Annotated in this window: 25 protein-coding genes, 1 tRNA gene and 1 pseudogene; 17 read left to right on the forward strand and 10 right to left on the reverse strand. The window is 42.2% G+C overall.

Going from position 1 to position 24,207, the window contains the following annotated elements; translation table 11 throughout:
* The coding region (locus BKK50_RS02510; protein WP_077415007.1) for an N-6 DNA methylase at positions 1-481 on the forward strand (481 nt) is incomplete at its 5' end.
* A 219-nt stretch (positions 482-700) separates the two neighbouring features.
* Complete coding sequence (locus BKK50_RS02520; RefSeq protein ID WP_077415009.1) at positions 701-1,792, forward strand: tyrosine-type recombinase/integrase; 1,092 nt, start codon at positions 701-703, stop codon at positions 1,790-1,792.
* A 37-nt stretch (positions 1,793-1,829) separates the two neighbouring features.
* Here BKK50_RS02520 and BKK50_RS02525 read toward each other — a convergent pair.
* Positions 1,830-1,919: transfer RNA gene (locus BKK50_RS02525), tRNA-Ser, on the reverse strand.
* Between the two features lie 136 nt (positions 1,920-2,055).
* Positions 2,056-4,809, reverse strand: coding sequence for a ribonuclease E (rne, locus tag BKK50_RS02530; RefSeq protein WP_077415011.1), 2,754 nt, complete (start codon positions 4,807-4,809; stop codon positions 2,056-2,058).
* Positions 4,810-5,211: 402 nt separating this feature from the next.
* On the opposite strand from rne, the gene rluC reads away from it, so the two are divergent.
* The 3 genes from rluC (at position 5,212) to BKK50_RS02545 (ending at position 7,121) form a co-directional block, all read left to right on the forward strand.
* Positions 5,212-6,180 carry a 23S rRNA pseudouridine(955/2504/2580) synthase RluC gene (gene rluC / locus BKK50_RS02535; protein ID WP_077415013.1) on the forward strand — a complete coding sequence of 323 codons (969 nt, stop codon included), beginning with the start codon at positions 5,212-5,214 and terminating at the stop codon, positions 6,178-6,180.
* A 92-nt stretch (positions 6,181-6,272) separates the two neighbouring features.
* A complete protein-coding gene (hfq, locus tag BKK50_RS02540; RefSeq protein ID WP_077415015.1) occupies positions 6,273-6,551 on the forward strand; it encodes an RNA chaperone Hfq in 279 nt (92 codons plus the stop codon).
* 267 nt (positions 6,552-6,818) lie between these two features.
* Complete coding sequence (locus BKK50_RS02545) at positions 6,819-7,121, forward strand: DUF5339 domain-containing protein (protein WP_077415017.1); 303 nt, start codon at positions 6,819-6,821, stop codon at positions 7,119-7,121.
* 66 nt (positions 7,122-7,187) lie between these two features.
* On the opposite strand, the gene ruvB is transcribed toward BKK50_RS02545, so the two are convergent.
* The 5 genes from ruvB to nudB form a co-directional block, all read right to left on the reverse strand.
* Entirely contained in the window at positions 7,188-8,195 is a 1,008-nt protein-coding gene (gene ruvB / locus BKK50_RS02550) for a Holliday junction branch migration DNA helicase RuvB (protein WP_077415053.1), read from the reverse strand.
* A 13-nt stretch (positions 8,196-8,208) separates the two neighbouring features.
* Complete coding sequence (ruvA, locus tag BKK50_RS02555; protein WP_077415019.1) at positions 8,209-8,823, reverse strand: Holliday junction branch migration protein RuvA; 615 nt, start codon at positions 8,821-8,823, stop codon at positions 8,209-8,211.
* 62 nt (positions 8,824-8,885) lie between these two features.
* Positions 8,886-9,458, reverse strand: coding sequence for a crossover junction endodeoxyribonuclease RuvC (gene ruvC / locus BKK50_RS02560; RefSeq protein ID WP_077415021.1), 573 nt, complete (start codon positions 9,456-9,458; stop codon positions 8,886-8,888).
* Positions 9,459-9,500: 42 nt separating this feature from the next.
* Positions 9,501-10,241, reverse strand: a complete 741-nt coding sequence (locus BKK50_RS02565) for a YebC/PmpR family DNA-binding transcriptional regulator (RefSeq protein WP_077415023.1) — start codon at positions 10,239-10,241, stop codon at positions 9,501-9,503.
* Positions 10,242-10,259: 18 nt separating this feature from the next.
* Complete coding sequence (gene nudB, locus BKK50_RS02570; RefSeq protein WP_077415025.1) at positions 10,260-10,706, reverse strand: dihydroneopterin triphosphate diphosphatase; 447 nt, start codon at positions 10,704-10,706, stop codon at positions 10,260-10,262.
* A gap of 164 nt (positions 10,707-10,870) precedes the next feature.
* Between nudB and rsfS the strand changes: the two genes are divergently transcribed.
* From rsfS to lipA, 9 genes are all read left to right on the forward strand, one after another.
* Positions 10,871-11,179: a ribosome silencing factor gene (rsfS, locus tag BKK50_RS02575; RefSeq protein WP_077415027.1), complete on the forward strand. Its 309-nt coding sequence runs from the start codon at positions 10,871-10,873 to the stop codon at positions 11,177-11,179.
* A gap of 54 nt (positions 11,180-11,233) precedes the next feature.
* Complete coding sequence (rlmH, locus tag BKK50_RS02580) at positions 11,234-11,701, forward strand: 23S rRNA (pseudouridine(1915)-N(3))-methyltransferase RlmH (protein WP_077415029.1); 468 nt, start codon at positions 11,234-11,236, stop codon at positions 11,699-11,701.
* 17 nt (positions 11,702-11,718) lie between these two features.
* Positions 11,719-13,677, forward strand: a complete 1,959-nt coding sequence (gene mrdA, locus BKK50_RS02585; protein WP_077415031.1) for a penicillin-binding protein 2 — start codon at positions 11,719-11,721, stop codon at positions 13,675-13,677.
* Positions 13,677-14,792, forward strand: a complete 1,116-nt coding sequence (gene rodA, locus BKK50_RS02590; RefSeq protein WP_077415033.1) for a rod shape-determining protein RodA — start codon at positions 13,677-13,679, stop codon at positions 14,790-14,792. The genes mrdA and rodA overlap by 1 nt, the downstream gene beginning before the upstream one ends.
* Before the next feature lie 53 nt (positions 14,793-14,845).
* On the forward strand, positions 14,846-15,709 hold the full coding sequence (locus BKK50_RS02595; protein ID WP_077415035.1) for a septal ring lytic transglycosylase RlpA family protein: 864 nt from the start codon (positions 14,846-14,848) through the stop codon (positions 15,707-15,709).
* 20 nt (positions 15,710-15,729) lie between these two features.
* The gene (locus BKK50_RS02600) at positions 15,730-16,917 is read left to right on the forward strand and encodes a serine hydrolase (RefSeq protein ID WP_077415037.1); all 1,188 of its coding nucleotides are present in this window, start codon (positions 15,730-15,732) and stop codon (positions 16,915-16,917) included.
* A 108-nt stretch (positions 16,918-17,025) separates the two neighbouring features.
* On the forward strand, positions 17,026-17,304 hold the full coding sequence (gene ybeD, locus BKK50_RS02605) for a DUF493 family protein YbeD (RefSeq protein ID WP_077415039.1): 279 nt from the start codon (positions 17,026-17,028) through the stop codon (positions 17,302-17,304).
* A gap of 1 nt (position 17,305) precedes the next feature.
* On the forward strand, positions 17,306-17,947 hold the full coding sequence (gene lipB / locus BKK50_RS02610; protein ID WP_077415041.1) for a lipoyl(octanoyl) transferase LipB: 642 nt from the start codon (positions 17,306-17,308) through the stop codon (positions 17,945-17,947).
* Positions 17,948-17,999: 52 nt separating this feature from the next.
* Positions 18,000-18,962 (forward strand): lipoyl synthase, encoded by a 963-nt coding sequence (lipA, locus tag BKK50_RS02615; RefSeq protein ID WP_077415043.1) that lies wholly within the window; start codon positions 18,000-18,002, stop codon positions 18,960-18,962.
* Positions 18,963-19,274: 312 nt separating this feature from the next.
* On the opposite strand, the gene xseA is transcribed toward lipA, so the two are convergent.
* The 3 genes from xseA to BKK50_RS02630 are packed head-to-tail and all read right to left on the reverse strand — an operon-like array spanning position 19,275 to position 22,151.
* Positions 19,275-20,627: an exodeoxyribonuclease VII large subunit gene (gene xseA, locus BKK50_RS02620; RefSeq protein ID WP_077415055.1), complete on the reverse strand. Its 1,353-nt coding sequence runs from the start codon at positions 20,625-20,627 to the stop codon at positions 19,275-19,277.
* Positions 20,620-21,840: a ribosomal protein uL16 3-hydroxylase gene (locus tag BKK50_RS02625; protein WP_077415045.1), complete on the reverse strand. Its 1,221-nt coding sequence runs from the start codon at positions 21,838-21,840 to the stop codon at positions 20,620-20,622. The genes xseA and BKK50_RS02625 overlap by 8 nt, the downstream gene beginning before the upstream one ends.
* Positions 21,837-22,151, reverse strand: a complete 315-nt coding sequence (locus BKK50_RS02630) for an RnfH family protein (RefSeq protein ID WP_077415047.1) — start codon at positions 22,149-22,151, stop codon at positions 21,837-21,839. The genes BKK50_RS02625 and BKK50_RS02630 overlap by 4 nt, the downstream gene beginning before the upstream one ends.
* A gap of 80 nt (positions 22,152-22,231) precedes the next feature.
* Here BKK50_RS02630 and BKK50_RS12225 point away from each other — a divergent pair.
* The 3 genes and pseudogenes from BKK50_RS12225 to ychF all read left to right on the forward strand — a co-directional run.
* Positions 22,232-22,306, forward strand: a pseudogene (locus BKK50_RS12225) (EamA family transporter); the annotation flags it as partial.
* Between the two features lie 107 nt (positions 22,307-22,413).
* Entirely contained in the window at positions 22,414-22,998 is a 585-nt protein-coding gene (gene pth, locus BKK50_RS02635; RefSeq protein ID WP_077415049.1) for an aminoacyl-tRNA hydrolase, read from the forward strand.
* A 46-nt stretch (positions 22,999-23,044) separates the two neighbouring features.
* Entirely contained in the window at positions 23,045-24,136 is a 1,092-nt protein-coding gene (gene ychF / locus BKK50_RS02640) for a redox-regulated ATPase YchF (protein ID WP_018356072.1), read from the forward strand.
* The last annotated feature ends 71 nt before the right edge of the window (positions 24,137-24,207 follow it).

Raw genomic sequence — 24,207 nt, forward strand, 5'->3', positions numbered from 1 at the left:
AAATATGGCATTTCATTTGGTTGAATATTTAGAAGAAGAGCCACAAGACATTCTAGGGCAAATTTATATGAATCTAAATATTGCAAATAAACAACGAGGGCAATGCTTTACGCCGTTGTGCATAAGTGAGCTGATGGCAAAAGCAAGTATTGAAATGGAAAAGCAAGAAGGGATTTATTGTATCCACGATCCATCTTGCGGCAGTGGCGCACTCCTTATTGGCACAATCAAATCATTGATTAACCGTGGAATGAATCCAAACAACGACATTTTTGTGACGGCAAACGATCTAGATCGGAAGTCCGTTATGATGTGCTACATCCAGCTTTCACTTCTCGGAGCGACTGCCATCATCACGCACGGAAACACGCTCACGGGTGAAATCTTCGAACAATGGAAAACACCATTATATTATCTTAAAAACAAAGACAAGAAACCAGAACAGCTAAACGTTGTTGAAGTGCCGGATATTTTGAAGTGAGGGAGGAAATATGGAACAAACGCTCACCATTCAGGAGGTGGCAAAAGTGCTCAATATTAGCGAAAGCTCCATACGAAAACACCTCCTTGAATGGGGATTTTTTAGAATGGAAGGATCTCGAGTTTGGCGGGTTTATCCCTCGGATCTTGTCAAAAATCGTAGAAAAGAAAATAATATACGCCGTCTATGTGTGCAGGTCGGCGATTCGGAGAAGAAAAAATGTCGATCAGAAAAAACAAATTCGGCGTATGGCAAATCGATTTTACCACGCCGAGCGGCGAGCGAATTCGATGCAGTAGTCAAACGACTGAAAAGAAATTAGCTCAACAGCTCCACGATAAACTTAAGCACGAGGCTTGGCAGGTTGAAAAACTAAATAAAAGGCCTGAAAAAACCGTAGAGCAAGCTTTAACCCGCTTTCTTGAGGAAGCAGAAAATCAAAAAGATCTTGATTCTAAAATTCGTCATGCGATGTATTGGCGAGAGGTAATAGGTCATAGATTAATTAGCTCTTTAACAAGTGATGATATTTACAATAATTTGCCAACTCACATTACCAAAAGTGGCAGAAAGTTATCACCAGCAACGCAGAATCGATACCGAACGTCAATCATGCGTGCGCTAAATTTAGCAAAACAAGCCGGCTGGGTGGATTCAATTCCGCATGTAACGAAAAATGCAGAGCCTAAAAAGCGTATCCGATGGATCACGAAGGAGGAAGCGGAGCGATTATTAAACTGCATGACACTTGAATGGTTAAAAGATGTGACGTTATTTGCGCTATTGACCGGTGCAAGAATGACCGAAATTCTTACCATGACGTGGGACAAAATCAACTTCGATCAGCGCATAGCCGTTGTGAGTAGTGATATTGCGAAATCCGGTCATGCAAGACCGTTACCACTTGGAAAAGAAGCGATTGCTTTGCTTCGCAGACGGGAAAAAATTCGGGTTTCACAATACCTCTTTCACCGGGGCAAAGGTAAACTCATTTCTGAAATAGATCGTGAATCTTTTTATCGAGCTACCGAAAAGGCCAACATTCAAGATTTCCGATTTCATGACTTGAGGCATACTTGGGCAAGTTGGCATGTTCAAAGCGGTACACCTTTAATGGTTCTGAAAGAATTGGGTGGTTGGGAAACGATTGAGATGGTGCAGAAGTATGCTCACCTGAATGCCGACCATTTGCTGGAATATACAAATCACGTCAAACTTACGTCAAACTCATTTTTTATCAATCAAAATAGAGTGGCAGAGAACGACGAACAGGAGGATATGAAAGAAAATAAAAAAATCGTAAGCTACTGATTTTCAAGGAATAACTTACGACTTTCTAAAGATTTGATGGCGGAGGAAGTGAGATTCGAACTCACGGAGGGCGTAAACCCTCGCCGGTTTTCAAGACCGGTGCCTTCAACCACTCGACCATTCCTCCGTGATTTAAGCGAGGTGAATAATACGTTTTTTGTTTAAGCTCGTCAAGAATAAAACAATAACATTTTATCGAATGATTAATTTTACCTCAATTTCAGATGAAAAAATTGGCACACCACTATGCCAATTTTATTTTTTTACTCAATCTTCGCTCGAGTCGGCTCGGAATAGACATGGCTTATCGCACTGTGATGCCCCGCAGAACCTTTACCGTAGAAGTAATAACGGGATTCAATCCATTCAACAACCGGAAAAGGCTTGCCCATTTCCTCACTCGCTTTTGCAGGTGTCATTTCCGCTTTTGTATGAGCAACTGAAGAGACTGTTCCCAAGCGACCATCAAATGTATAAGAGCGGACAAATTCCACGCTATTTTCTATTTCAGTTTCAGGCTGCCTCCACACTGCTGAACGTTCTTCATTCTGGGCTTTTTCCTCAGCTTGAAGGCGTTCTAATGATTCCTGTACTTTTTTCTGTACCGATTCATTTGCGGGTTGAGTAATGAAATCCAAAGCCGGTTTTATTTCCACCGGATTATTTTCAATCACAATACCGGTAGCCGGTGTAATAAATCCTTTTTTGGTTTTCTCTTGCTCAAGTAATTCATCCACAGATAAGAATTGGTTTTCTTTAGAGCTAGGTACATTTACCGTTGAATAATCCACCCATACTTTACCACTTGCCAACTCAGGTGAAACAACAGCCGCAAACAATGGCATTGGTGATTTAGTTTCGTAACGGCGACGACGTTGATTATTGGCTACACGCAAATGACGTGGCATACGACGCTGACGCTCTTGACGAGGTTGTTTTTCTTCGACGGTTTGAACAGTTTCAACACGCTCTTGATTATCATCAATGCGCACTCGTTTATTTAAATCACGACGCGGGCGACGTGGGGCGTTTTGCTCTACCTTCTCTTCCGGTTTATTCTCCAAAACAGGGGATAAATTAACCGCACTTTCAACGGGACTTTCATCGACAATATGATTACGATGAGAACGACGTTGATTACGCTCTCGGGTTAAGCGAACATTATCCTCTTCAGGTTTTGACGAATCATTACTTTCCACTTTAGCACGACGTGTCACATTACGATGTTCTTGCGAGCGCCGTTGATTTCTATGATGACGAGTGCGGTTACTTTTGTTTTTATTTTTTTCTTCCTCTACAGGCTCCGAAACAAACAAGCGTTTAATTTTAGCCATAATTTTTGCAAATAATGATGACTCTTTCGATTTACGCTCTAACGGTGTTGGTGCGGCTTCCGAAATAGAAAGCGATACCGCAGCACTTTCCACCGCTGCTTGTTCCTGCATCACTATTGTTTCAACGTGTCGAGAAGTAGACGTATCTTCTCCTGTTTCATCTTGCAAACAATGGCGCTTCGCTAAATTGTAGCTGAGTTCGTTGACCTCTTCACCATCACGCACCCGGAATACACTAAAGTGAGGTGTTTCCATAGTTTCATTTGGTACCACAATCACATCAACATCGTGGCGTTTTTCAATGTTACTGATCGCTTTACGTTTTTCATTTAAAAGATAAGAAGCAATTTGTACCGGTACAATAGTATGAACTTGTTTGGTGTTCTCTTTTAATGCTTCTTCTTCAATTAAACGTAAAATAGATAGGGAAAGGGATTCATTATCACGCACTTTGCCCGTCCCCTGACAACGAGGGCAAATATGGTGAGAGGATTCACCCAGTGACGGACTTAAACGCTGACGAGACATTTCCAATAAACCGAAACGGGAAATTCGGCTAATTTGAATACGCGCACGGTCTTGACGTACGGCATCACGAATACGATTTTCTACTTCTCGTTGGTGGCGAACAGGGGTCATATCAATAAAGTCAATGACAACCAATCCCCCTAAATCTCGCAAACGTAGTTGTCTTGCAATTTCATCCGCCGCTTCAAGATTTGTATTAAGGGCGGTTTCTTCAATATCGCCACCACGAGTTGAGCGGGCAGAGTTAATATCTATCGCCGTTAACGCTTCTGTCACATCAATGACAATAGATCCGCCGGACGGTAAACGCACTTCACGTTGAAATGCAGACTCAATTTGAGACTCAATCTGATAATGGCTAAAAAGCGGCACCTCACCTTGATAAAGTTTCACTCGATTAATAAAGTCAGGGCGAACCAGTTTGATATGCGCTTTTGCCTTTTCAAAAATTTTCGGACTATCAATTAAAATTTCACCAATATCTCGGCGTAAATAATCACGAATCGCACGAACGATCACATCACTTTCTTGATGAATTAAGAAAGGAGCCGGGCGACTTTGTGAGGCTTGTTTTATCGCTTCCCAGTGGTGTAACAAGACTTTTAAGTCCCACTGCAATTCCTCCGGTGATTTACCCACCCCGGCAGTGCGAACAATTAACCCCACATCTTCCGGAACATCTAAAGAACTTAATGCTTCTTTTAATTCAGTGCGTTCATCCCCTTCAATTCGACGAGAGATCCCCCCTGCACGTGGATTATTTGGCATAATCACCAGATAGCTCCCGGCAAGAGAAACAAATGTTGTGAGCGCCGCACCTTTATTACCACGCTCTTCCTTGTTTACTTGAACAATAATTTCTTGGCCTTCGCTCAAAATATCACGAATATTCGGACGACCTTGAAAAACATAATCCGCAGGAAAATATTCTCGGGCAATTTCTTTTAACGGTAAAAAACCGTGGCGCTCTGCACCATAGTCCACGAATGCTGCCTCAAGGCTAGGCTCCACACGAGTGATTTTTCCCTTGTAAATATTCGCTTTTTTTTGTTCATGACCCGGACTTTCAATATCCAAATCAAAAAGGCGTTGCCCATCGACAAGCGCCACACGCAACTCTTCTTTTTGCGTTGCATTAATTAACATTCTTTTCATTGTCAATTCTCTTTTTTTAATATAGTAAAAACAACCTCAAAATAAACCGCACTTTGCTTCGCTATCGACCTCGTGTTTCTCGCGCCAGTCAATCTCACGATTGTATGTTGCTGGGTGCATTGATAACGTTATGAAACAATGAAAGGTTTGTTTTATAAAACAATGCGATATTTCCCACGCATTGCAAGCGGCACATTTATTTAGAGAAAAATGTTGATTATCAATGTCTTATGCCAAATGCTGCATTGAGTTTCCACCAACTAAAGTTGTCATTTCTTATGCTAAATTTTACGCATAAGAAGACGCCCTATTATCCATAGAAACCGATAAATTAGCAAGGTGAGAATTACCCTCAAAACGCTTTTATGATATGATCCGCACCGATTTTCAAAAGGTGAAAAAATGACAGAACAAAAAGAAAATATCATCAATGCCTCCGTAAAAATGCTTACCATTAGTGAAGATGAATCCGGTCAACGCATTGATAATTATTTATTGGCAAAACTCAAGGGCGTACCAAAAAGTTTGATTTACCGCATTGTTCGCAAAGGTGAAGTACGAGTAAATAAAGGGCGAGTTAAACCGGAGTATAAATTACAAATGGGTGATGTAGTACGTGTTCCACCGGTGCGAACCACGGAAAAAAATCATATCCCTATCTCCAAAAATTTAAATAAAGTGGCTGATCTTGAACACCAAATTTTGTTTGAAGATGACTGTTTAATCGTGCTCAATAAACCCTCCGGCATTGCGGTACATGGCGGTAGCGGATTAAATTTCGGTGTGATTGAAGCCCTACGTGCATTACGTTCTGAGGCGCGTTTTTTAGAATTAGTACATCGTTTGGATAGGGATACTTCCGGTATTTTACTGATTGCCAAAAAACGCTCCGCACTTCGAAATCTGCATGAACAACTTCGCCTAAAAACGGTACAAAAAGATTATTTGGCGTTGGTACGAGGACAATGGCAATCCCACGTAAAAATCGTGAAAGCACCATTACTTAAAAATGAACTGTCCGGTGGCGAGCGTATTGTACGTGTCAATGAACAGGGCAAACCTTCCGAAACCCGTTTTACGATTGAAGAACGTTATCCGAACGCGACATTGGTAAAAGCTTCCCCCGTTACTGGGCGAACTCATCAAATCCGTGTGCATACCCAATATGTGGGACACCCTATTGCGTTAGATGATAAATATGGTGACAAAGATTTTGACGAAAAAATGCGAATGCTGGGGCTAAATCGTTTATTTTTGCACGCTTTCTCTATTCGTTTCGATCATCCAAAAACCAATGAAACATTGCGTTTAAATGCCCCTCTTGATGAAAAAATGAAAGTAATACTAAAAAAGTTACGAGAAAGCAAATAGACAAATTTGGCATTTATTGTTATATTTGTGCGCGGAGACAACTCGTTTCTATCAACACTTTTTCATAATAACAACAACGAAAGGATAGCAAAATGGCAAAAGGACAATCTTTACAAGATCCTTATTTAAATGCATTACGTCGCGAGCGTATTCCTGTGTCAATTTATCTCGTCAATGGGATTAAATTACAAGGTCAAATTGAATCATTTGATCAATTTGTGATTCTATTAAAAAATACGGTTAACCAAATGGTATATAAGCATGCCATTTCTACTGTAGTGCCGGTCCGTTCTGTTTCTCACCACAATAATAACCACCATAATGTGCAAGCGGCAGAAGTCGCAGAAGAAACGGAAACAAAAGCTGAATAATCGGTTGAAATATTTTCTCAAAGTGCGGTTAAATATTTATCTTAAATTTTAACCGCACTTTTTTATTTCAAATATAACGCTCCTTTACAACGTTCACGCGTTATTCGATACTTTTATTATTGCCCAAATACCCCACCGGCACAGTCTGATAAATATTTGATATCTACTTCACAAATTTACAAAAAGTCCTTCTTTATAGCTAGACATTTATAAGATATTTTGCTATTTTCGGGCAGCTTTGGAGACGTTTCCCTAAAGGATTTTACAATGAAAAAAATTTCTATCATTTTAGCCGCACTTTTTTCAACGGTGTCGTTTTCTGTCTTTTCAACCCCCCTGAAAACGAATGAAGCATTACCAGAACAATGTGTACAATTATTTAAAGAAACAGAGAATTTAATTGCCCAAGCAGAAAAACAACCGGGCACCCACACGCAAGTGAGCAAGATTAAAAATAAACTCAATCAAAGCAAAAAACAGATCCTTGAAATGGAATTCGCAACCCAGTTAAAAAGTTGCAATATTGGTTTAGCAAGATTTAATAATATGAAAAACTATTCTGAAGAGTAGTAACTAATTTTAACCTCAAATTGAAAAAGCTTATTGGCTATCCCAATAAGCTTTTTTTTTTTGCAACTAATCCGTTAATTTTTGTAATCCAAAATGACGATAGGTTTGTGAGGTGGCGATTCGCCCACGAGGTGTACGTTGTAAAAAACCCTGTTGAATGAGATAGGGTTCTAACACATCTTCAATGGTATCGCGCTCTTCACCAATGGCGGCCGCCAAATTATCCAAGCCAACGGGCCCACCATCGAAACGCTCAATCACGGCGGAAAGTAATTTTCGGTCTAAATAATCAAACCCTGCATCATCCACATCCAACATTAAAAGCGCTTGTTTGGCAATATCCACAGAAACCACACCGCCATTGCGCACGTCGGCATAATCACGCACCCGGCGTAAAAGGCGATTGGCAATACGCGGGGTGCCACGGGAACGGCGGGCAATTTCAAAAGCGGCGGCTTTTTCTAACTCAAGGTTTAAGCACCCCGCACTTCGTGCCACAATGGCGGTTAAATCTTCAACAGAATAAAATTCTAAACGTTGCACAATGCCAAAACGATCACGCAAAGGGGAAGTTAAAGAACCTGCTCGAGTAGTTGCGCCCACCAAAGTAAAGGGCGGAAGATCCAATTTAATCGAACGGGCTGCCGGCCCTTCACCAATCATAATATCCAACTGATAATCTTCCATTGCCGGATAAAGCACTTCTTCAATAGCAGGAGAAAGGCGATGAATTTCATCAATAAATAAAACATCATAAGGTTCAAGGTTTGTTAACATTGCGGCTAAATCCCCTGCTTTTTCCAGTACAGGGCCGGAAGTCGTCCGAATATTCACCCCCATTTCATTGGCAACAATATTTGCCAAGGTCGTTTTTCCTAACCCGGGTGGACCAAAAATCAAGAGGTGATCCAACGCATCTTGACGCAATTTAGCGGCTTTGATGAAAATATCCATCTGTTCCCGTACTTGAGGCTGCCCTACATAGTCCGCCAATAATTTAGGGCGAATAGCACGATCAAGCACTTCTTCATCAAATTTAGCCTGACCGCTAATAATTCTATCGGTTTCAATCATCATTCAACTCTAATTATAATGCGGCTTTTAGGGCTTCTCGAATAAGTTGTTCGCTGGTTAATTCCGCTTTTCCAACACGTTTCACCATTTTCTCTGCATCGGTTGGTTTATATCCGAGGGCAATCAATGCCGCAACCGCTTCATCAATGGCGTTTTCTTGTACAGATAATGGGGCAGATTCCGTTGGGATATGCGAACTTTCTACAAAGAAATCACTTTGTTTCATCCCTTTGAATTTCCCTTTTAATTCCACTAGTAAACGTTCTGCGGTTTTCTTCCCTACTCCCGGAATTTTCGTCAGTTTAGAAAGCTCTTCCCATTCAATGGCATAAACAAATTGCTCCACCGACATTGCTGAAAGGATTGCTAACGCCAGTTTGGGCCCGACTCCATTGGTTTTGATCAGTTCACGGAATAAAGTGCGGTCAGTTTTTTGCGCAAAACCAAAAAGCAAATGCGCATCTTCACGCACAACAAGATGGGTAAATAAGGTGGTTTCTTGTCCGATTTCCGGCAAATTATAGAAACTTGTCATCGGCAAAAGCAATTCATAGCCCACGCCTTGAACATCAAGTAAAATTTCGGGTGGTTGTTTTTCTAACAAAACCCCTTGTAAGCGACCAATCATAGTTTATCCATAAGGCACAAAATTTGCCCCATAGCATAAAATAAAACTGGACGAATATCCAGTTAAATTTTTAATCGAAAGCGACCCCGACTATATCGGGTCTTTAAAAGTGCGGTCATTTTTTCCTGTGTTTCGGTTATCTTAACAGAACCAGCAATATGCAATGAATGCTGTATTGAGTGGGCGTGTGTAATGGCAATAGCTAAAGCATCGGCAGAATCTGCTTGAGGTTTATCGGATAATTTCAAAATACGCATCACCATATCTTGAACCTGTATTTTGTCCGCAGAACCGATCCCCACCACGGTTTGTTTTACCAAACGTGCAGCATACTCAAACACCGGTAAATCATAATTGACGGCAGCAACAATGGCCGTCCCCCGAGCTTGCCCCAGTTTTAAGGCTGAATCGGCATTTTTCGCCATAAAAACCTGTTCGATTGCAAACATATCCGGCTGAAATTGCGTGATAATTTCCGTAACGCCGGCATAAATACGTTTTAAACGGGTGGGAAGATCCTCCACTTGCGTGCGAATCACCCCACTACCGAGGTATTCCAAATGGCGACCGGTTTGGCGAATCACCCCATAACCTGTCACTCGAGAACCGGGGTCAATACCTAAAATAATACTCATTACTTTCCATAAAAAAATGGGTAGTCTTTCTACCCATTTAGATTAAAGTTGTGCGGCAACTTCGTCGCTAATTTCACCATTGTGATAGACGTTTTGCACATCATCACAATCTTCTAACATCTCAATTAAACGAAGCAGTTTCGGTGCGGTTTCCAGATCAAGGGCAACCGTTGTAGAAGGGATCATAGTGACTTCCGCTTCTTGAATTTTAAAACCGGCTTTTTCAATGTTATCACGCACGTTACCTAATTCTTCCCAAGCCGTGTAGATTTCAAACGAACCGTCATCTTGCGGCTGAATGTCCTCTGCACCGGCATCGATTGCCGCTTCGGTTAAAGCATCTTCATCGGCTTCATTAATTAAAATTAAGCCTTTTTTGCTGAACAAATAGCCTACGGAGCCTTCTGTGCCTAAGTTACCGCCACATTTGGTAAAGCTCGGGCGAACCTGAGAAATGGTGCGGTTGGCATTATCACTTAAACATTCTACCATTACCGCCGTGCCACCCGGGCCGTACCCTTCGTAAACTTTGGTTTCCATATTGGTGTCATCGCCACCACCGATACCCCGATCAATCGCACGATTAATCGTATCACGCGTCATATTATTACTCAGTGCTTTATCCACCGCAGCCCGTAAACGAGGGTTCGCACTCACATCGCCCCCGCCTAATTTTGCTGCTGTCACTAATTCACGAATTAGCTTAGTAAAAATTTTACCACGTTGTGCATCTTGTGCCGCTTTACGGTGTTTAATATTAGCCCACTTACTATGACCTGCCATTTGATTTCCTTCTATATTTTAATCTTTCAATAAATTGAGATACTGCTTTATTGCCGCCGCATTATTCGGCGATTTCGTCATTGCTATCGCCTCAGCGATAGAAACCCATTTAAACGCCAAATGTTCCGTTAACTGCGGCACAAATTCTTTTTCCACTGCACATAAAAACCAATGTTCACGACAGTGGGTCACATTCGGTGCGTATTTATAGCGGAAATGGGGAAAAATTTCAAATTCTACACATTGATGACAATCAAAAAGTGCGGTCGAATTTTCCGAAATTTTTAATCCCACTTCCTCCCTCAGTTCACGTTTTGCCGTCTCCCTTGGGGTTTCGCCCTCTTCCATTGAACCGGTAACCGATTGCCAGAAATCAGGATCATCACAGCGTTGCAGCATTAACACCCGCTTGGAATGTTTACAATAAACCACCACCAAAACGGATTGATTATTTTTATATGTCATTGTTAGATTATTCGAATACCTCTATTTTCATAGAAAAGATCTTACGGATTTTAAAACAAAGTGCGAGTCTCTTTTTATATTTTATCTGACTTTTTCTTTCCCTCACCTAGTCCTTGCTTTGATTCAATGATAGAATTCAGCGTTTTTATGGCTAAGGAAAAACAATGTCATTAGTTAAATTTATCATAGACACCCTAGAGGGGCTAAAAGGCAGTGATATCGTACATTTTGATGTGCGGGGGAAGTCCTCTATCACTGAAAATATGGTGATCTGTACCGGCACATCAAGCCGTCAAGTGGCGGCGATGGCAGACAATTTAATCGCTGAATGCAAGAAAGCCGGCATCGAAACCTTCGGGGAAGAAGGGAAGAATACCGCAGATTGGATTGTGGTCGATTTAGGTCAAACCCTTGTTCATATTATGCAACGGGATGCCCGAGAGCTTTATCAATTAGAGAAACTTTGGGCATAAAGTGCGGTCATAAATACCGTTAAATTTATCCCTCATTTTATAGAAGGAAACGTTGTGAAAATCACATTAATTGCTGTCGGAACCAAAATGCCTGCCTGGGTCACCACAGGATTTGAGGAATATCAACGCCGTTTCCCTAAAGATATGCCTTTCGAGCTGATTGAAATTCCGGCCGGAAAGCGAGGCAAAAATGCGGATATGAAGCGGATTTTGGAACAAGAGGGCAAGGCAATGTTAAATGCTTGCGGTAAAAGCAAAATCATCACCCTTGATATTCCCGGCAAACCTTGGACAACGCCGGAGCTTGCCGAGCAATTAGAAGCCTGGAAAAATGATGGACGTGATCTGTGCTTGCTCATTGGCGGGCCGGAAGGGCTTTCACCGGAATGTAAAGCGGCAGCAGAACAAAGTTGGTCACTTTCGCCTTTAACCCTCCCTCACCCGTTGGTGCGTGTGGTCGTGGCAGAAAGTTTATATCGTGCGTGGTCGCTGACAACAAATCATCCCTATCATCGAGAATAAAACGCGGTCAATTTTAGATGAATTTAAAAAAGTTCTTCATTGCCCCACCCCATGAGCCGATTCGTGATAAAAAAGCGGAACGAAATCTTTTTGCACGCCGAACGTTAGTGGCATTTATTGGCATTCTTGCCCTCACCGCCGTGTTATTTGCCAACATCTATCATCTTCAAGTCGTGAATTTTGATACCTATCAAACCCGCTCTAATGGTAACCGTATCAAACTTTTACCGGTTCCGCCCACCCGTGGGCTGATTTATGATCGTTATGGTGAGCTTTTAGCCGAAAATCTGACCTTCTTTGGGCTATATATCGTGCCTGAAAAAACAGAAAATTTAGACCGCACTTTTGATGAACTCCGTTATATTGTGGGGCTCACGGACGAGGATATTGAAAATTTCAAAAAAGAGCGCCGCCGTGGCACCCGTTACACTTCAATCATGCTCAAACCGAATTTAACGGAAGAACAAATTGCCCGTTTTGCCGTCAATCAATACCAATTTCCAAGCCTTGAGGTTCGCCCTTATTTTAAACGTAATTACCTCTATGGTGATGTGATGACCCATATTCTCGGCTATGTGGGAAAAATTAACGATAAAGATGTTGAGCGGCTGAAAAAAGAGGAAAAATTCACCAATTACGCCGGTTCTCACGATATGGGAAAACTGGGGATTGAACGCTATTACGAAGATCAATTACACGGCACAACCGGTTTTGAGGAAGTGGAAATTAACAATCGGGGGAAGGTGGTGCGTAAATTACGGGAACAACCAGCAATTGCCGGAAAAAGTATTCACTTAACCATCGATCTTGCGCTTCAACGTTACATCACCGATTTACTGAGCGGACAAAAAGGCGCTGTGGTGGTGTTAGATCCTAAAGACAGCAGTGTATTAGCTATGGTTTCCACTCCAAGTTATGACAATAATTTATTTGTAGATGGCATTTCTAGTGCAGATTATAAGCGTTTATTAGAAGATCCCGCCCGTCCGCTTTATAGCCGTGCAACCCAAGGAGTGTACCCTCCTGCCTCCACCGTAAAACCCTTTATTGCCGTGGCGGCACAAACAGAAAATATCGTCAATCAAAATACCACTATCTTTGACCCCGGCTATTGGATCTTGCCAAATACCACAAAACGTTTCCGTGATTGGAAAAAATCCGGACACGGTTATACGGATTTAAACAAAGCCATTACCGAATCTTCCGATACCTATTTCTATCAAGTGGCTTATAACCTTGGGATCGACCGCTTATCTTCTTGGATGAAACGTTTCGGTTTTGGTGTGCCAACAGGGATAGAAATTAATGAAGAAGTTTCCGCCAATATGCCCACCAAAGAATGGAAACAAAAACGCTATAAACGCCAATGGGTACAAGGGGATACCATTTCGGTTGGGATAGGTCAAGGTTATTGGACGGCCACACCACTCCAAGTTGCCAAAGCCACCGCCATTTTAGTCAATAACGGGAAAGTGAATACCCCTCATTTGATGAAATCCATTGAAGGGGCAACTATTGAACCTTATCGTGATCCCCTACTTTACGAAGATATTACCGAACCGAAGCAGGCCTATTGGGATGCGGCAAAACGGGGAATGTTTAATGTCGTAAATTCCGCTGCCGGGACAGGTCGAAAAGCCTTTGCGGGAACCCACTATCACGTTGCGGGTAAATCCGGTACAGCACAGGTGTTTAGCTTAAAAGAAAACCAAAAATACAATGCTGCGGGGTTGAAAAAAGAATTACACGATCACGCTTGGTTTACCGCCTATGCGCCTTATGAAAATCCACAAATGGTGGTGGCGATTATCTTGGAAAATGCCGGCGGAGGTTCAAGCAATGCCGCCCCTGTTGTGCGTCAAATTATGGATTATTATCTTAATACACGCTTGCCGGAAATTGTCTGGAAAACCACAGCGGATAAAAGCCCAAAAACATCGCAAGAATCATCACCGGAAAACGGACAAATTGAATAATGGAAGAAAAAACACCACTTTGGCTTCGTTTGTGGAAGTCGTTACACCTAGACTTTTGGCTATTACTCGGGCTTATCGCCATCACAGGCTATGGGATGCTTGTGCTTTATAGTGCCTCCGGTGCAAGTGAAACCATGTTCCGAAACCGAATTATCCAAGTTTGTCTCGGTTTTATCGTGCTACTTGTGATGGCACAATTACCCCCGAAGTTTTATCAGCGCATTGCCCCTTACCTTTATCTAATAGGATTTGTATTACTCGTCTTAGTGGATGCCATAGGGACAACCAGTAAAGGCGCACAACGTTGGTTGGATCTCGGCTTCGTTCGTTTCCAACCTTCGGAAATTGTAAAACTTGCCGTGCCATTAATGGTAGCGGTTTATCTGGGTAATCGCCCCCTTCCTCCTAAATTAAGCGAAACCTTTATTGCCATTGCGATGATTCTCATCCCCACATTATTGGTCGCGATCCAACCGGATCTCGGCACTTCAATTCTCGTTAGTGCTTCAGGTTTATTCGTGGTTTTCCTCGCTGGGATGAGTTGGTGGCTCATTCTTGCCGCCGTAGTAGGATTAGCAGGATTTATCCCCATTATGTGGCTTTATTTAATGCATGATTATCAACGCACCCGAGTATTAACCTTACTAGACCCGGAAAAAGATCCACTGGGCGCAGGCTATCATATTCTGCAATCTAAAATTGCTATTGGCTCAGGGGGGATCTGGGGGAAAGGTTGGATGCAAGGAACGCAATCCCAATTGGAGTTCTTGCCGGAACCCCACACCGATTTTATCTTTGCCGTGATGAGTGAAGAACATGGTATGGTCGGCTTTGGTATTTTAATTGCGATTTATCTGTTCATTATTGTTCGTGGGTTGATGATTGCTATCAATGCCCAAACCTCTTTTGGACGAATTTTAGCGGGGGCAACTACGCTAATTTTTTTCGTGTATTTATTCGTTAATATTGGTATGGTAAGCGGGATTTTACCCGTAGTCGGTGTGCCATTACCTTTATTTAGCTATGGAGGTACCTCTTATGTGGCGATTATGGCAAGTTTCGGCTTGGTGATGTCCATCCATACACATCGCACAAAATTTATCAACGGGAACTAATTGATGTTTTTAAGGTTCTTATACAAAACATAACTTGATGGAAAATTAACTTTATGACATTCAAAACACCGGTAAAATTGACCGCACTTTTTTTAACCCTATCAATGGGAATCTCGCCTGTGCAGGCAAAAAATGATACGGATAAATTATATGGCATAAAAGGCGCAAACCTGAGTCGAACGACTCCACATAATTCGCCTAAAAGCTATACGGTAAGAGGAAAAACCTATACAACACAAAGCCACACAGCGGCAAAAGAATATTCCAAGGTAGGAGTAGCAAGTTATTACCATCGAAAATTTCATGGTCGCCGAACCTCCAGTGGTGAAATTTATAATTCAAATCTCTATACTGCGGCACATAAAACTCTACCAATAAATTCTTATGCCGTTGTCACTAATTTACGTAATAACCGTAAAACCATTGTCCGCATTAATGATCGTGGTCCCTTTAGCTATGATCGAATCATTGATCTATCTTATGTGGCAGCGAAAGAAATTGGCTTGATTGCACGAGGCACTGGAAAAGTCAAAGTGGAGGTACTCCATATTGCACCGAATGGTAATATTTCAGGTGCAGGAACGAAAACCCTTGCTAAATATGCGAAAACAAAGGTTGCTTCCGAGCGCCTTGTCAACATAGAAAAAAATGAAAAAAAAGACCGTCCAAATGCTCCCAAAGCAGTTAAAGAGCAGTACACCTTAAAAATGCTCAATTTTCCTAGTGAAAAACAAGCGAATAACATCATTACACGCCTCGCACTGGATAATATTAATGCAGAAATCAACCATCGTAATGGCAAATATGAAATCCATTTCGGTCCTTTGGAAGATAAACAACGTACCACACAGTTAAAAGCCAAATTACAAAAAATTGCCGGTGAAAACCCGCTCATCGTTTATACCCATAAAAATTAAGATTTGATTAAGGAAATACTATGTTAAAGCAAAGTGCTAAACTCACGAAAACCGTTCTTCTTTCAGGTATGCTTGCTGCCTCTTCCGCAGCTATCGCCCAAGAAGAGATGCAATATGGCATCACGCCACCACAAGTGAATGCGCAAACCTATATTTTGATGGATTATTACTCTGGTGCCGTGCTTGCGGCATTAAATCCGGATCAACGCCAATATCCCGCCTCATTAACTAAAATGATGACAAGCTATGTGGTGGGACAAGCCTTAAGACAAGGGAAAATTCACAATACCGATATGGTGACCATTGGGGAAAGTGCCTGGGGACGCAATTTCCCGGATTCCTCAAAAATGTTCTTAAACCTCAATCAACAGGTTTCAGTGCAAGATCTCAATAAAGGGGTGATTATTGTTTCCGGTAATGATGCCAGTGTGGCATTAGCTGAGCATACCTCAGGCACGGTATTAAACTTTGTGGATACGATGAATCAATACGTCCAACAATTTGGTTTAAAAAATACCAACTTCACAACCCCCCATGGTTTAGATGATCCAAACCAGTATTCTTCTGCTCGAGATATGGCGATCATCGGTGCGCATATTATTCGTGATACACCGGAAGAATATAAAATTTATGCCGAAAAAGAGTTCACCTTCAATAAAATCAAACAACCTAATCGTAATGGTTTATTGTGGGATAAAACTATGAATGTGGACGGGATGAAAACCGGTCATACCAGTCAGGCAGGCTATAATCTTGTGGCATCGGCAACCAATCCAAGCAATATGCGTTTAATTTCCGTGGTGATGGGCGTGCCAACGTATAAAGGTCGTGAAGTAGAAAGTAAGAAATTATTGCAATGGGGCTTTGCCAACTTTGAAACATTAAAAACCCTTGAAGCCAATAAAGAGGTATCCGAACAACCGGTTTACTATGGCGATGAAGGCAGTGTAAAACTCGGTGTATTACAAGACAGTTTCATTACCGTACCAAAAGGCAAAAAAGCGGAATTAAAAGCCCGTTATGAATTGGATAACAAATACTTACAAGCGCCATTGGCAAAAGGTCAAGTGGTGGGGAAAGTGATTTATCAACTTGACGGCAAAGATGTGGCGGTAGTGAATTTACAGGCAATGCAAGAAGTCAAAGAAGGCGGATTTTTTGGCAATGCGTGGGATTGGTTAGTCCTCACCGTAAAAAGCCTTTTCTAAAACACCTTGAAATTTAACCGCACTTCCCCATTTTATGAGGGTACAGATGATCTCAAACGGGGCAGATTTAGGATCTGCCCTTTATCTCACTCAAAATAGAGCATAATTATGGCAACAGAACAAGATTACGAAAAACTGAAAGAATTAATGGAATTTCCTGCACCGATGACCTTTAAAGTAGCAGGCATTAATCGTGAAAATTTAGCACAGGACTTAATTGCCGTTGTGCAAAAATATCTCCCGGGGGATTATATTCCCAAAGAAAAACGCAGTAGCAAAGGCACTTATAATTCGGTTTCCATTGATGTGATTGCCCAAAATTTCGAGCAGGTGGAAACCCTCTATAAGGAACTCGCTAAAGTTGAAGGCGTTAAAATGGTGATTTAGTATGACCGAACGTCAACTTATCGTACGTCAATTAGGCTTACAAGATTATCAAGAAATTTGGCATAAAATGCAGGATTTTACAGATAATCGTCAAACCGCCACCCTTGATGAAATCTGGTTGGTTGAACACCCCCCGGTGTTTACCCAAGGCCAAGCCGGTAAACCCGAACACTTGCTACAAAGTAGCGCAATCCCCGTTGTGCAATCGGATCGGGGTGGGCAAATTACTTATCATGGCCCCGGTCAGCAGGTGATGTATGTGTTAATTGATATTCGCCGCCAACAAAACTTAAATGTACGTCAATTAGTGACCGCACTTGAACAATCGGTGGTAAAAACCCTTGCTGATTACGGCATTGAGGGTTACCCCAAAGCCGATGCGCCCGGTGTCTATATTGATGGAAAAAAAATTTGCTCATTAGGATTGCGTATTCGTAAAGGCTGTTCCTTCCACGGATTAGCTTTTAATATCAATATGGATTTAACCCCCTTCCATTACATTAATCCTTGTGGCTACGCCGGTTTGGAAATGTGTCAACTCGCTGATTTTATCGAGAAAAAAGAAGCAACCTTAGAAAAGGTCTCGCCCAAATTAATTAAACACTTTGCCGAGCTTTTGGGCTATAATGCAACGAAAATTTAACATCGACAAGAAAGAATGCCTCTTCTAGGCATTTTTCTTTAGGAAATAAATCATGTCAACGCCATTTAAAATGGAACGGGGCGTCAAATATCGTGATGCAGCCAAAACCTCCATTATTCCCGTTAAAAATATCGATCCAAACCAAGAATTACTAAAAAAACCGGAGTGGATGAAAATCAAGCTACCGGCCAGTTCTGCCAAAATTGATCGTATCAAAAATGGAATGCGTCGCCACGGCTTACATTCTGTCTGTGAAGAGGCCTCTTGCCCTAATTTACACGAATGTTTTAACCACGGTACAGCCACCTTTATGATTTTGGGGGCAATTTGTACCCGTCGTTGCCCTTTCTGCGATGTGGCTCACGGAAAACCTTTGCCTCCTGATCCGGAAGAACCTCGTAAACTGGCTGAAACCATCCAAGATATGAAGCTAAAATATGTGGTAATCACCTCAGTGGATCGGGACGATTTAGCCGATCGTGGTGCAGGGCATTTCGCCGAATGTGTAAAAGAAGTTCGGGCATTAAATCCGGGAATTAAAATTGAAATTTTAGTGCCTGATTTCCGAGGTCGCATTTCCCAAGCATTGGAAAAATTAAAAGACAATCCACCTGATGTCTTTAACCATAATTTAGAAAATGTGCCTCGTTTGTATAAAGAAATTCGTCCGGGAGCCGATTATGCGTGGTCACTTAAACTTCTGCGTGAATTTAAGGAAATGTTCCCACATATTCCAACCAAATCCGGTTTGATGGTGGGACTGGGTGAAACCAATGAAGAAATTTTAGCGGTGATGCAAGATCTACGTGATAACGGGGTGACGATGCTGACTTTAGGACAATATTTACAGCCAAGCCGCCATCACCTGCCCGTTGCACGTTATGTGCCGCCTGAGGAATTTGATGAATTCCGTGAAAAGGCTAATGCCATGGGCTTTGAACACGCTGCTTGCGGGCCATTCGTTCGCTCTTCTTATCACGCTGATCTCCAAGCGAGTGGTGGTTTAGTGAAATAAAATAGCTTCAGAAATGATCCGCACCCCAAAAATTGGATTAAACACCAACTGACTAAGGTGCAGATTTTTTATGATTAAATACAACTCACTTTTCAAATAGCAAGTATCCGAATGCTATCTTCAACAAAACATCAGCCACCGACACGCAAATATTTTCAACTCACAAAGCAATGAGATGATGGGGTGAGCAATTAAATCATTACGAAATACGTGAAGGCGGCTTATCTAAAAATGGTGGCATTCAATCATTCTAAATGAACCCCATTTTTTGCCTAATTCGATCTTCTCGTCATACCGTATTTTTTAACGACTTCACAAAATTTTGTGATGAGCATTAGCTTTAATATCTACAACCCGACTAATAATATTTCCATCAGCCATTTTTGTGGTGATGAATTCTTCCCTCTCTACATCCTTCACACTCGTGATTGGTTTCCCTTGGATATTTTGAGCAATGGAATAGCCACGACCCAGCACTTTTAAAGGGCTTAATCCGTCTAATTTCCCACATAATATCGCCAGCCGATTTTGGCATTCCGTCAGATGGCGGTTGGTGCTGAAATGTAATCGCCCTTGTAATTGCACGAAGTGTTGTCGATGACGTTGAAGTCGATAAGGTAAAGGGTTTTGTGCCAAACGAAGAGAAAGTGCGGTCAGTTTTTGCTGTGTTTTTTCAAACTGACGTTGCATGGCAAAGCGCAAACGTTGGGCAAGTTGTTCATTTTTCGTTTGTTGAAGGTGTAATTGATTTTGTGGATGCTGATTTTGCAAACGCAACATCAGCTGTTTTAATCTTTGGCTTTTTTCACCAAATAAGCGGTCAAATGCCATATCCAAACGCTGTTGTTGGTGGCGAAGTTGCTGTATTAGCTCTTCTTGATTTCGGCTGACTAATTCTGCCGCAGCAGAGGGCGTAGGTGCACGGAGATCCGCAACAAAATCCGCAATGGTAACATCCGTTTCATGCCCCACGGCACTGATAATCGGCAGCTGAGAGCAAAAAATAGCTCGAGCAACGGCTTCTTCGTTAAAACACCATAGATCTTCTAACGAACCACCACCACGGCCTACAATCAGCACATCCACTTCTTGCCGTGCATTAGCCAGTTCGATCATCTGCACAATCTCAGCCGCTGCCTCTTTGCCCTGCACTGCCGTTGGATAAATCACCACTTTCAAACTCGGGTCACGGCGTGCCAAAATATGCAGAATATCTTGCAGTGCCGCCCCAGTTGATGAGGTAATCACCCCCACGGCTTTGCTAAAGTGCGGTAAATTTTTCTTGAGATTTTGAGCAAAGAGCCCTTCTGCCGCCAGCTTCATTTTCAGCGCATCAAACTGTTGCTGTAGCAGCCCTTCCCCTGACGGGTGCATAGATTCAATAATCAGCTGATAATCGCCTCGTGGTTCATACAAACTCACATTAGCCCGTACCAAAACTTGCATACCATTTTGTGGATGAAACGCCACACGCAAATTTTTCATTCGGAACATTGCGCAACGTACTTGGGCATTTTCATCTTTTAAGGTGAGATACCAATGCCCCGATACCGGTTGGGTAAAATTAGAAATCTCCCCGGTCAGCCAAATTTGGGAAAAATGATTTTCCAACATTTGGCGTGCTGCGTTATTGAGCTGGGAAACGGAATAAATCTTCTCAGACATCGTCATGGATTAACACCCAGCCATCGTCCAGCCAATTACAAATCGAATCTAACAATAATGTCATCGCCGTTTCCGGATCTTCCGTTTGGTTGGTTAAATGGGTTAAAAATACCCAATCTAAAGATTTGCCGTCTGCCAAATGTTTTAACACTTCCGTTTCAATGAAATTTAATTCATCTAACCATTCACCATTGGCATAAATGCGAAGGGGATTTTTCGTATAAAGCAGCTTGCAATTATTATCCTGACAAAGCAATGCACCTTCTTCTAAATCCGCACGAACCTCTTCCGGATCACTCATTTCTTCAGGCACCAAAATCTCATAACGGCGGGTACTCACGGCGCTTGCCACCGCTTGTTTGAATAATTTGTCAAAGGCTTCAGAATGGGCGAGTTTATCTAAGAGTTGTTGTTTCATCATCTGAATATTTTCATCAGCAAGTTTGCCGGTACGCTGCACCGATTGGGTTAAGCGAAGCGGCAAATCAAATTCGCTTAAATTCAAATCCGGATCTTGATGGCAAAAACCTTTACTGATGCCCTCAATGAGATGCGTTAAATTCGGATAACGCAAGCCAAAAGAAAAGGTTAAACAATCCTCCTCAGCCACTCCATAATGCGCCATTCGTGCTGGAATGTAGAGAATATCGCCCGGGTTCATCACTTCATCAATCACTAAATCGCCCATATCGTCAAAAATACGAATCGGCTGATTCGGTTTAAATTCCGTGCTGGAATCACACCATTTCCCCAACTGCCAACGGCGGCTGCCATAACCTTGTACTAAAAACACATCATATTCATCATAATGTTTACCTACCGAACCACCTTTTGGCGCATAAGACACCATAATATCGTCCCGTTGCCATTGGGGAATAAAGCCAAATTTGTTCCAAAGCTGCCCCAATTGTGGCGACCACTGTTCCAAATTTTGCACCAGCACCGACCATTTCTGCGGGAGATTTTTAAAATCTTTTTCCGTTAGCGGGCTAAAAAACACTTTCCAATCATCATCGGAAAAGGTTTTCACCAAACGTGCGGTGGCGTCTTCATTTTTCGCCAACTCAATAATATCTTGCGGTTCAAACTGCCCGACAATTTCAGGCAACCCGTTGCGGATAATCAACGGCTTTTTCTGCCAATAATCTCGCAAGAAAATTTCAGGGGTGATGTTTTCAGGTAAGCAAAAATCAGTCTGGGAAAGTGCGGTCATTTTTGAACTCCTTTTTCTTTATTGGCTTGAGCAGCTTGTTCAGCGGCACGTTTACGGCGGATTTCTTTTGGATCGGCCAGTAAAGGACGATAAATTTCAATGCGATCGCCCTCTTTTAAGAGATCGGTTAATTTTGCCGGACGACTGAAAATGCCGACTTTATTTTCACGCAAGTCAATGTCGGTAAATTGTTGCAAAATACCGGATTGCAAAATGGCACTTTGCACCATTGTGCCCTCTTCCACTTGAAAGGATTTTAAATAATAGCGTTCCGGCAAAGCATAGGCGATTTCAATATTAATCTGGCTCATCATGGATTTCTTCATCTTAAAATTTTGGGCTATTATAGCGGAAAAGTGCGGTTAATTTTAACGATAAATCAGGGAATAAAATGAACTGGGTATTTTTTGCTGTGGGGTCGGCATTTTTCGCAGAGCTTACCGCCATTTTAGGCAAACTGGGCGTAGTGATTTTGGCAGGTATGCTGGTGTTAGCGTTATAGATTGAGAATTTACCTGCATTTCGCTACAATACGCCACTATTTTTATCATTAGGCTTTTAATCATACGCAATATGTCTGAAATTAAACTCATTGTCGGCCTTGGCAATCCCGGGGATAAATATGCCGAAACACGCCATAATGCCGGAGAATGGTTAATAAAACGTTTAGCACATCGTTTTAACACCAGACTTAATCCTGAAAGCAAATTCTTCGGAAACACTGCCCGCACGTTGGTAAACGGAAAAGAAGTCCGTTTGCTTGTGCCTACCACCTTTATGAATTTAAGCGGTAAAGCGGTGGTGGCGTTGAGCGGGTTTTATCGTATTCAACCGGAAGAAATATTGGTGATTCACGATGAATTAGATTTACCACCGGGGAGTGCAAAGCTCAAACTGGGTGGTGGACACGGTGGGCATAACGGTTTGAAAGACATTGTGGCGAAATTGGGAAATAACAATAATTTCTATCGTTTACGCCTCGGGATCGGTCACCCGGGACATCGTGATTTGGTTGCCGGTTATGTCCTCAACAAACCGTCCCCAACTGATCGCCAAGCCCTTGAAAAAGCCCTTGGTGAAGCCACCGATTGCGTGGAAATGATTTTTAAAGACGGCATAGTGAAAGCCACCAACCGTTTAAATAGTTTTAAAATTTAAAAGTGCGGTCATTTTCGCAACTTTTTTGACTGAATAAGGAAAAATTATGGGATTCAAATGTGGTATCGTTGGTTTGCCGAATGTGGGCAAATCCACTCTTTTTAACGCACTCACCAAAGCCGGTATCGAAGCGGCAAATTATCCATTTTGTACAATCGAACCCAACACCGGTGTTGTGCCTATGCCTGACCCTCGTCTTGATGCCCTTGCGGAGATTGTTAAACCAGAACGTGTTCTCCCCACCACAATGGAATTTGTAGATATCGCAGGATTAGTAGCAGGTGCCAGTAAAGGCGAAGGTTTAGGCAATAAATTCTTAGCCAATATTCGTGAAACCGATGCCATAGGCCATGTTGTTCGCTGTTTTGAAAATGACGATATTGTTCACGTCGCCGGAAAAATCGATCCGTTAAACGACATTGAAACCATCAATACGGAACTTGCCCTTGCCGATTTGGATAGTTGCGAGCGAGCTATTCAACGTTTACAAAAACGGGCGAAAGGGGGCGATAAAGAAGCAAAATTTGAACTTTCTGTCATGGAGAAAATCCTTCCTGTGCTTTCTGAAGCGGGAATGATTCGTTCAGTTCCTCTCGATAAAGAAGAGCTTCATGCAATTAAAAGCTATAACTTCCTCACCTTAAAACCGACCATGTATATCGCCAATGTGAATGAAGACGGTTTTGAAAACAATCCGTATCTTGACAAAGTTCGTGAGTTTGCCGAAAAAGAAGGCTCGGTCGTTGTGCCGGTTTGTGCCGCCATTGAAGCAGAGATTGCAGAATTAGAAGATGAAGAAAAAACAGAATTTTTACAAGATTTAGGCATTGAAGAACCGGGTTTAAACCGTGTCATTCGTGCCGGTTATGCGTTGTTAAATCTTCAAACCTATTTCACCGCCGGAGTAAAAGAAGTGCGTGCTTGGACAGTTTCCGTGGGGGCAACCGCACCGAAAGCGGCGGCTGTGATCCACACAGATTTCGAGAAAGGCTTTATCCGTGCCGAAGTCATCGCCTATGAAGATTTTATCCAATTCAAAGGGGAAAATGGCGCTAAAGAGGCCGGTAAATGGCGTTTAGAAGGGAAAGATTACATCGTACAAGACGGCGATGTGATGCACTTCCGTTTCAACGTATAAATTTCATCAAACACGACCGCACCTTAAAGTGCGGTCTTTTTTTAGAAAATTTGGGTATTATGTAGCAAATG

It is taken from the genome of Rodentibacter rarus (assembly GCF_001998965.1).
Lineage (GTDB): Bacteria > Pseudomonadota > Gammaproteobacteria > Enterobacterales > Pasteurellaceae > Rodentibacter > Rodentibacter rarus.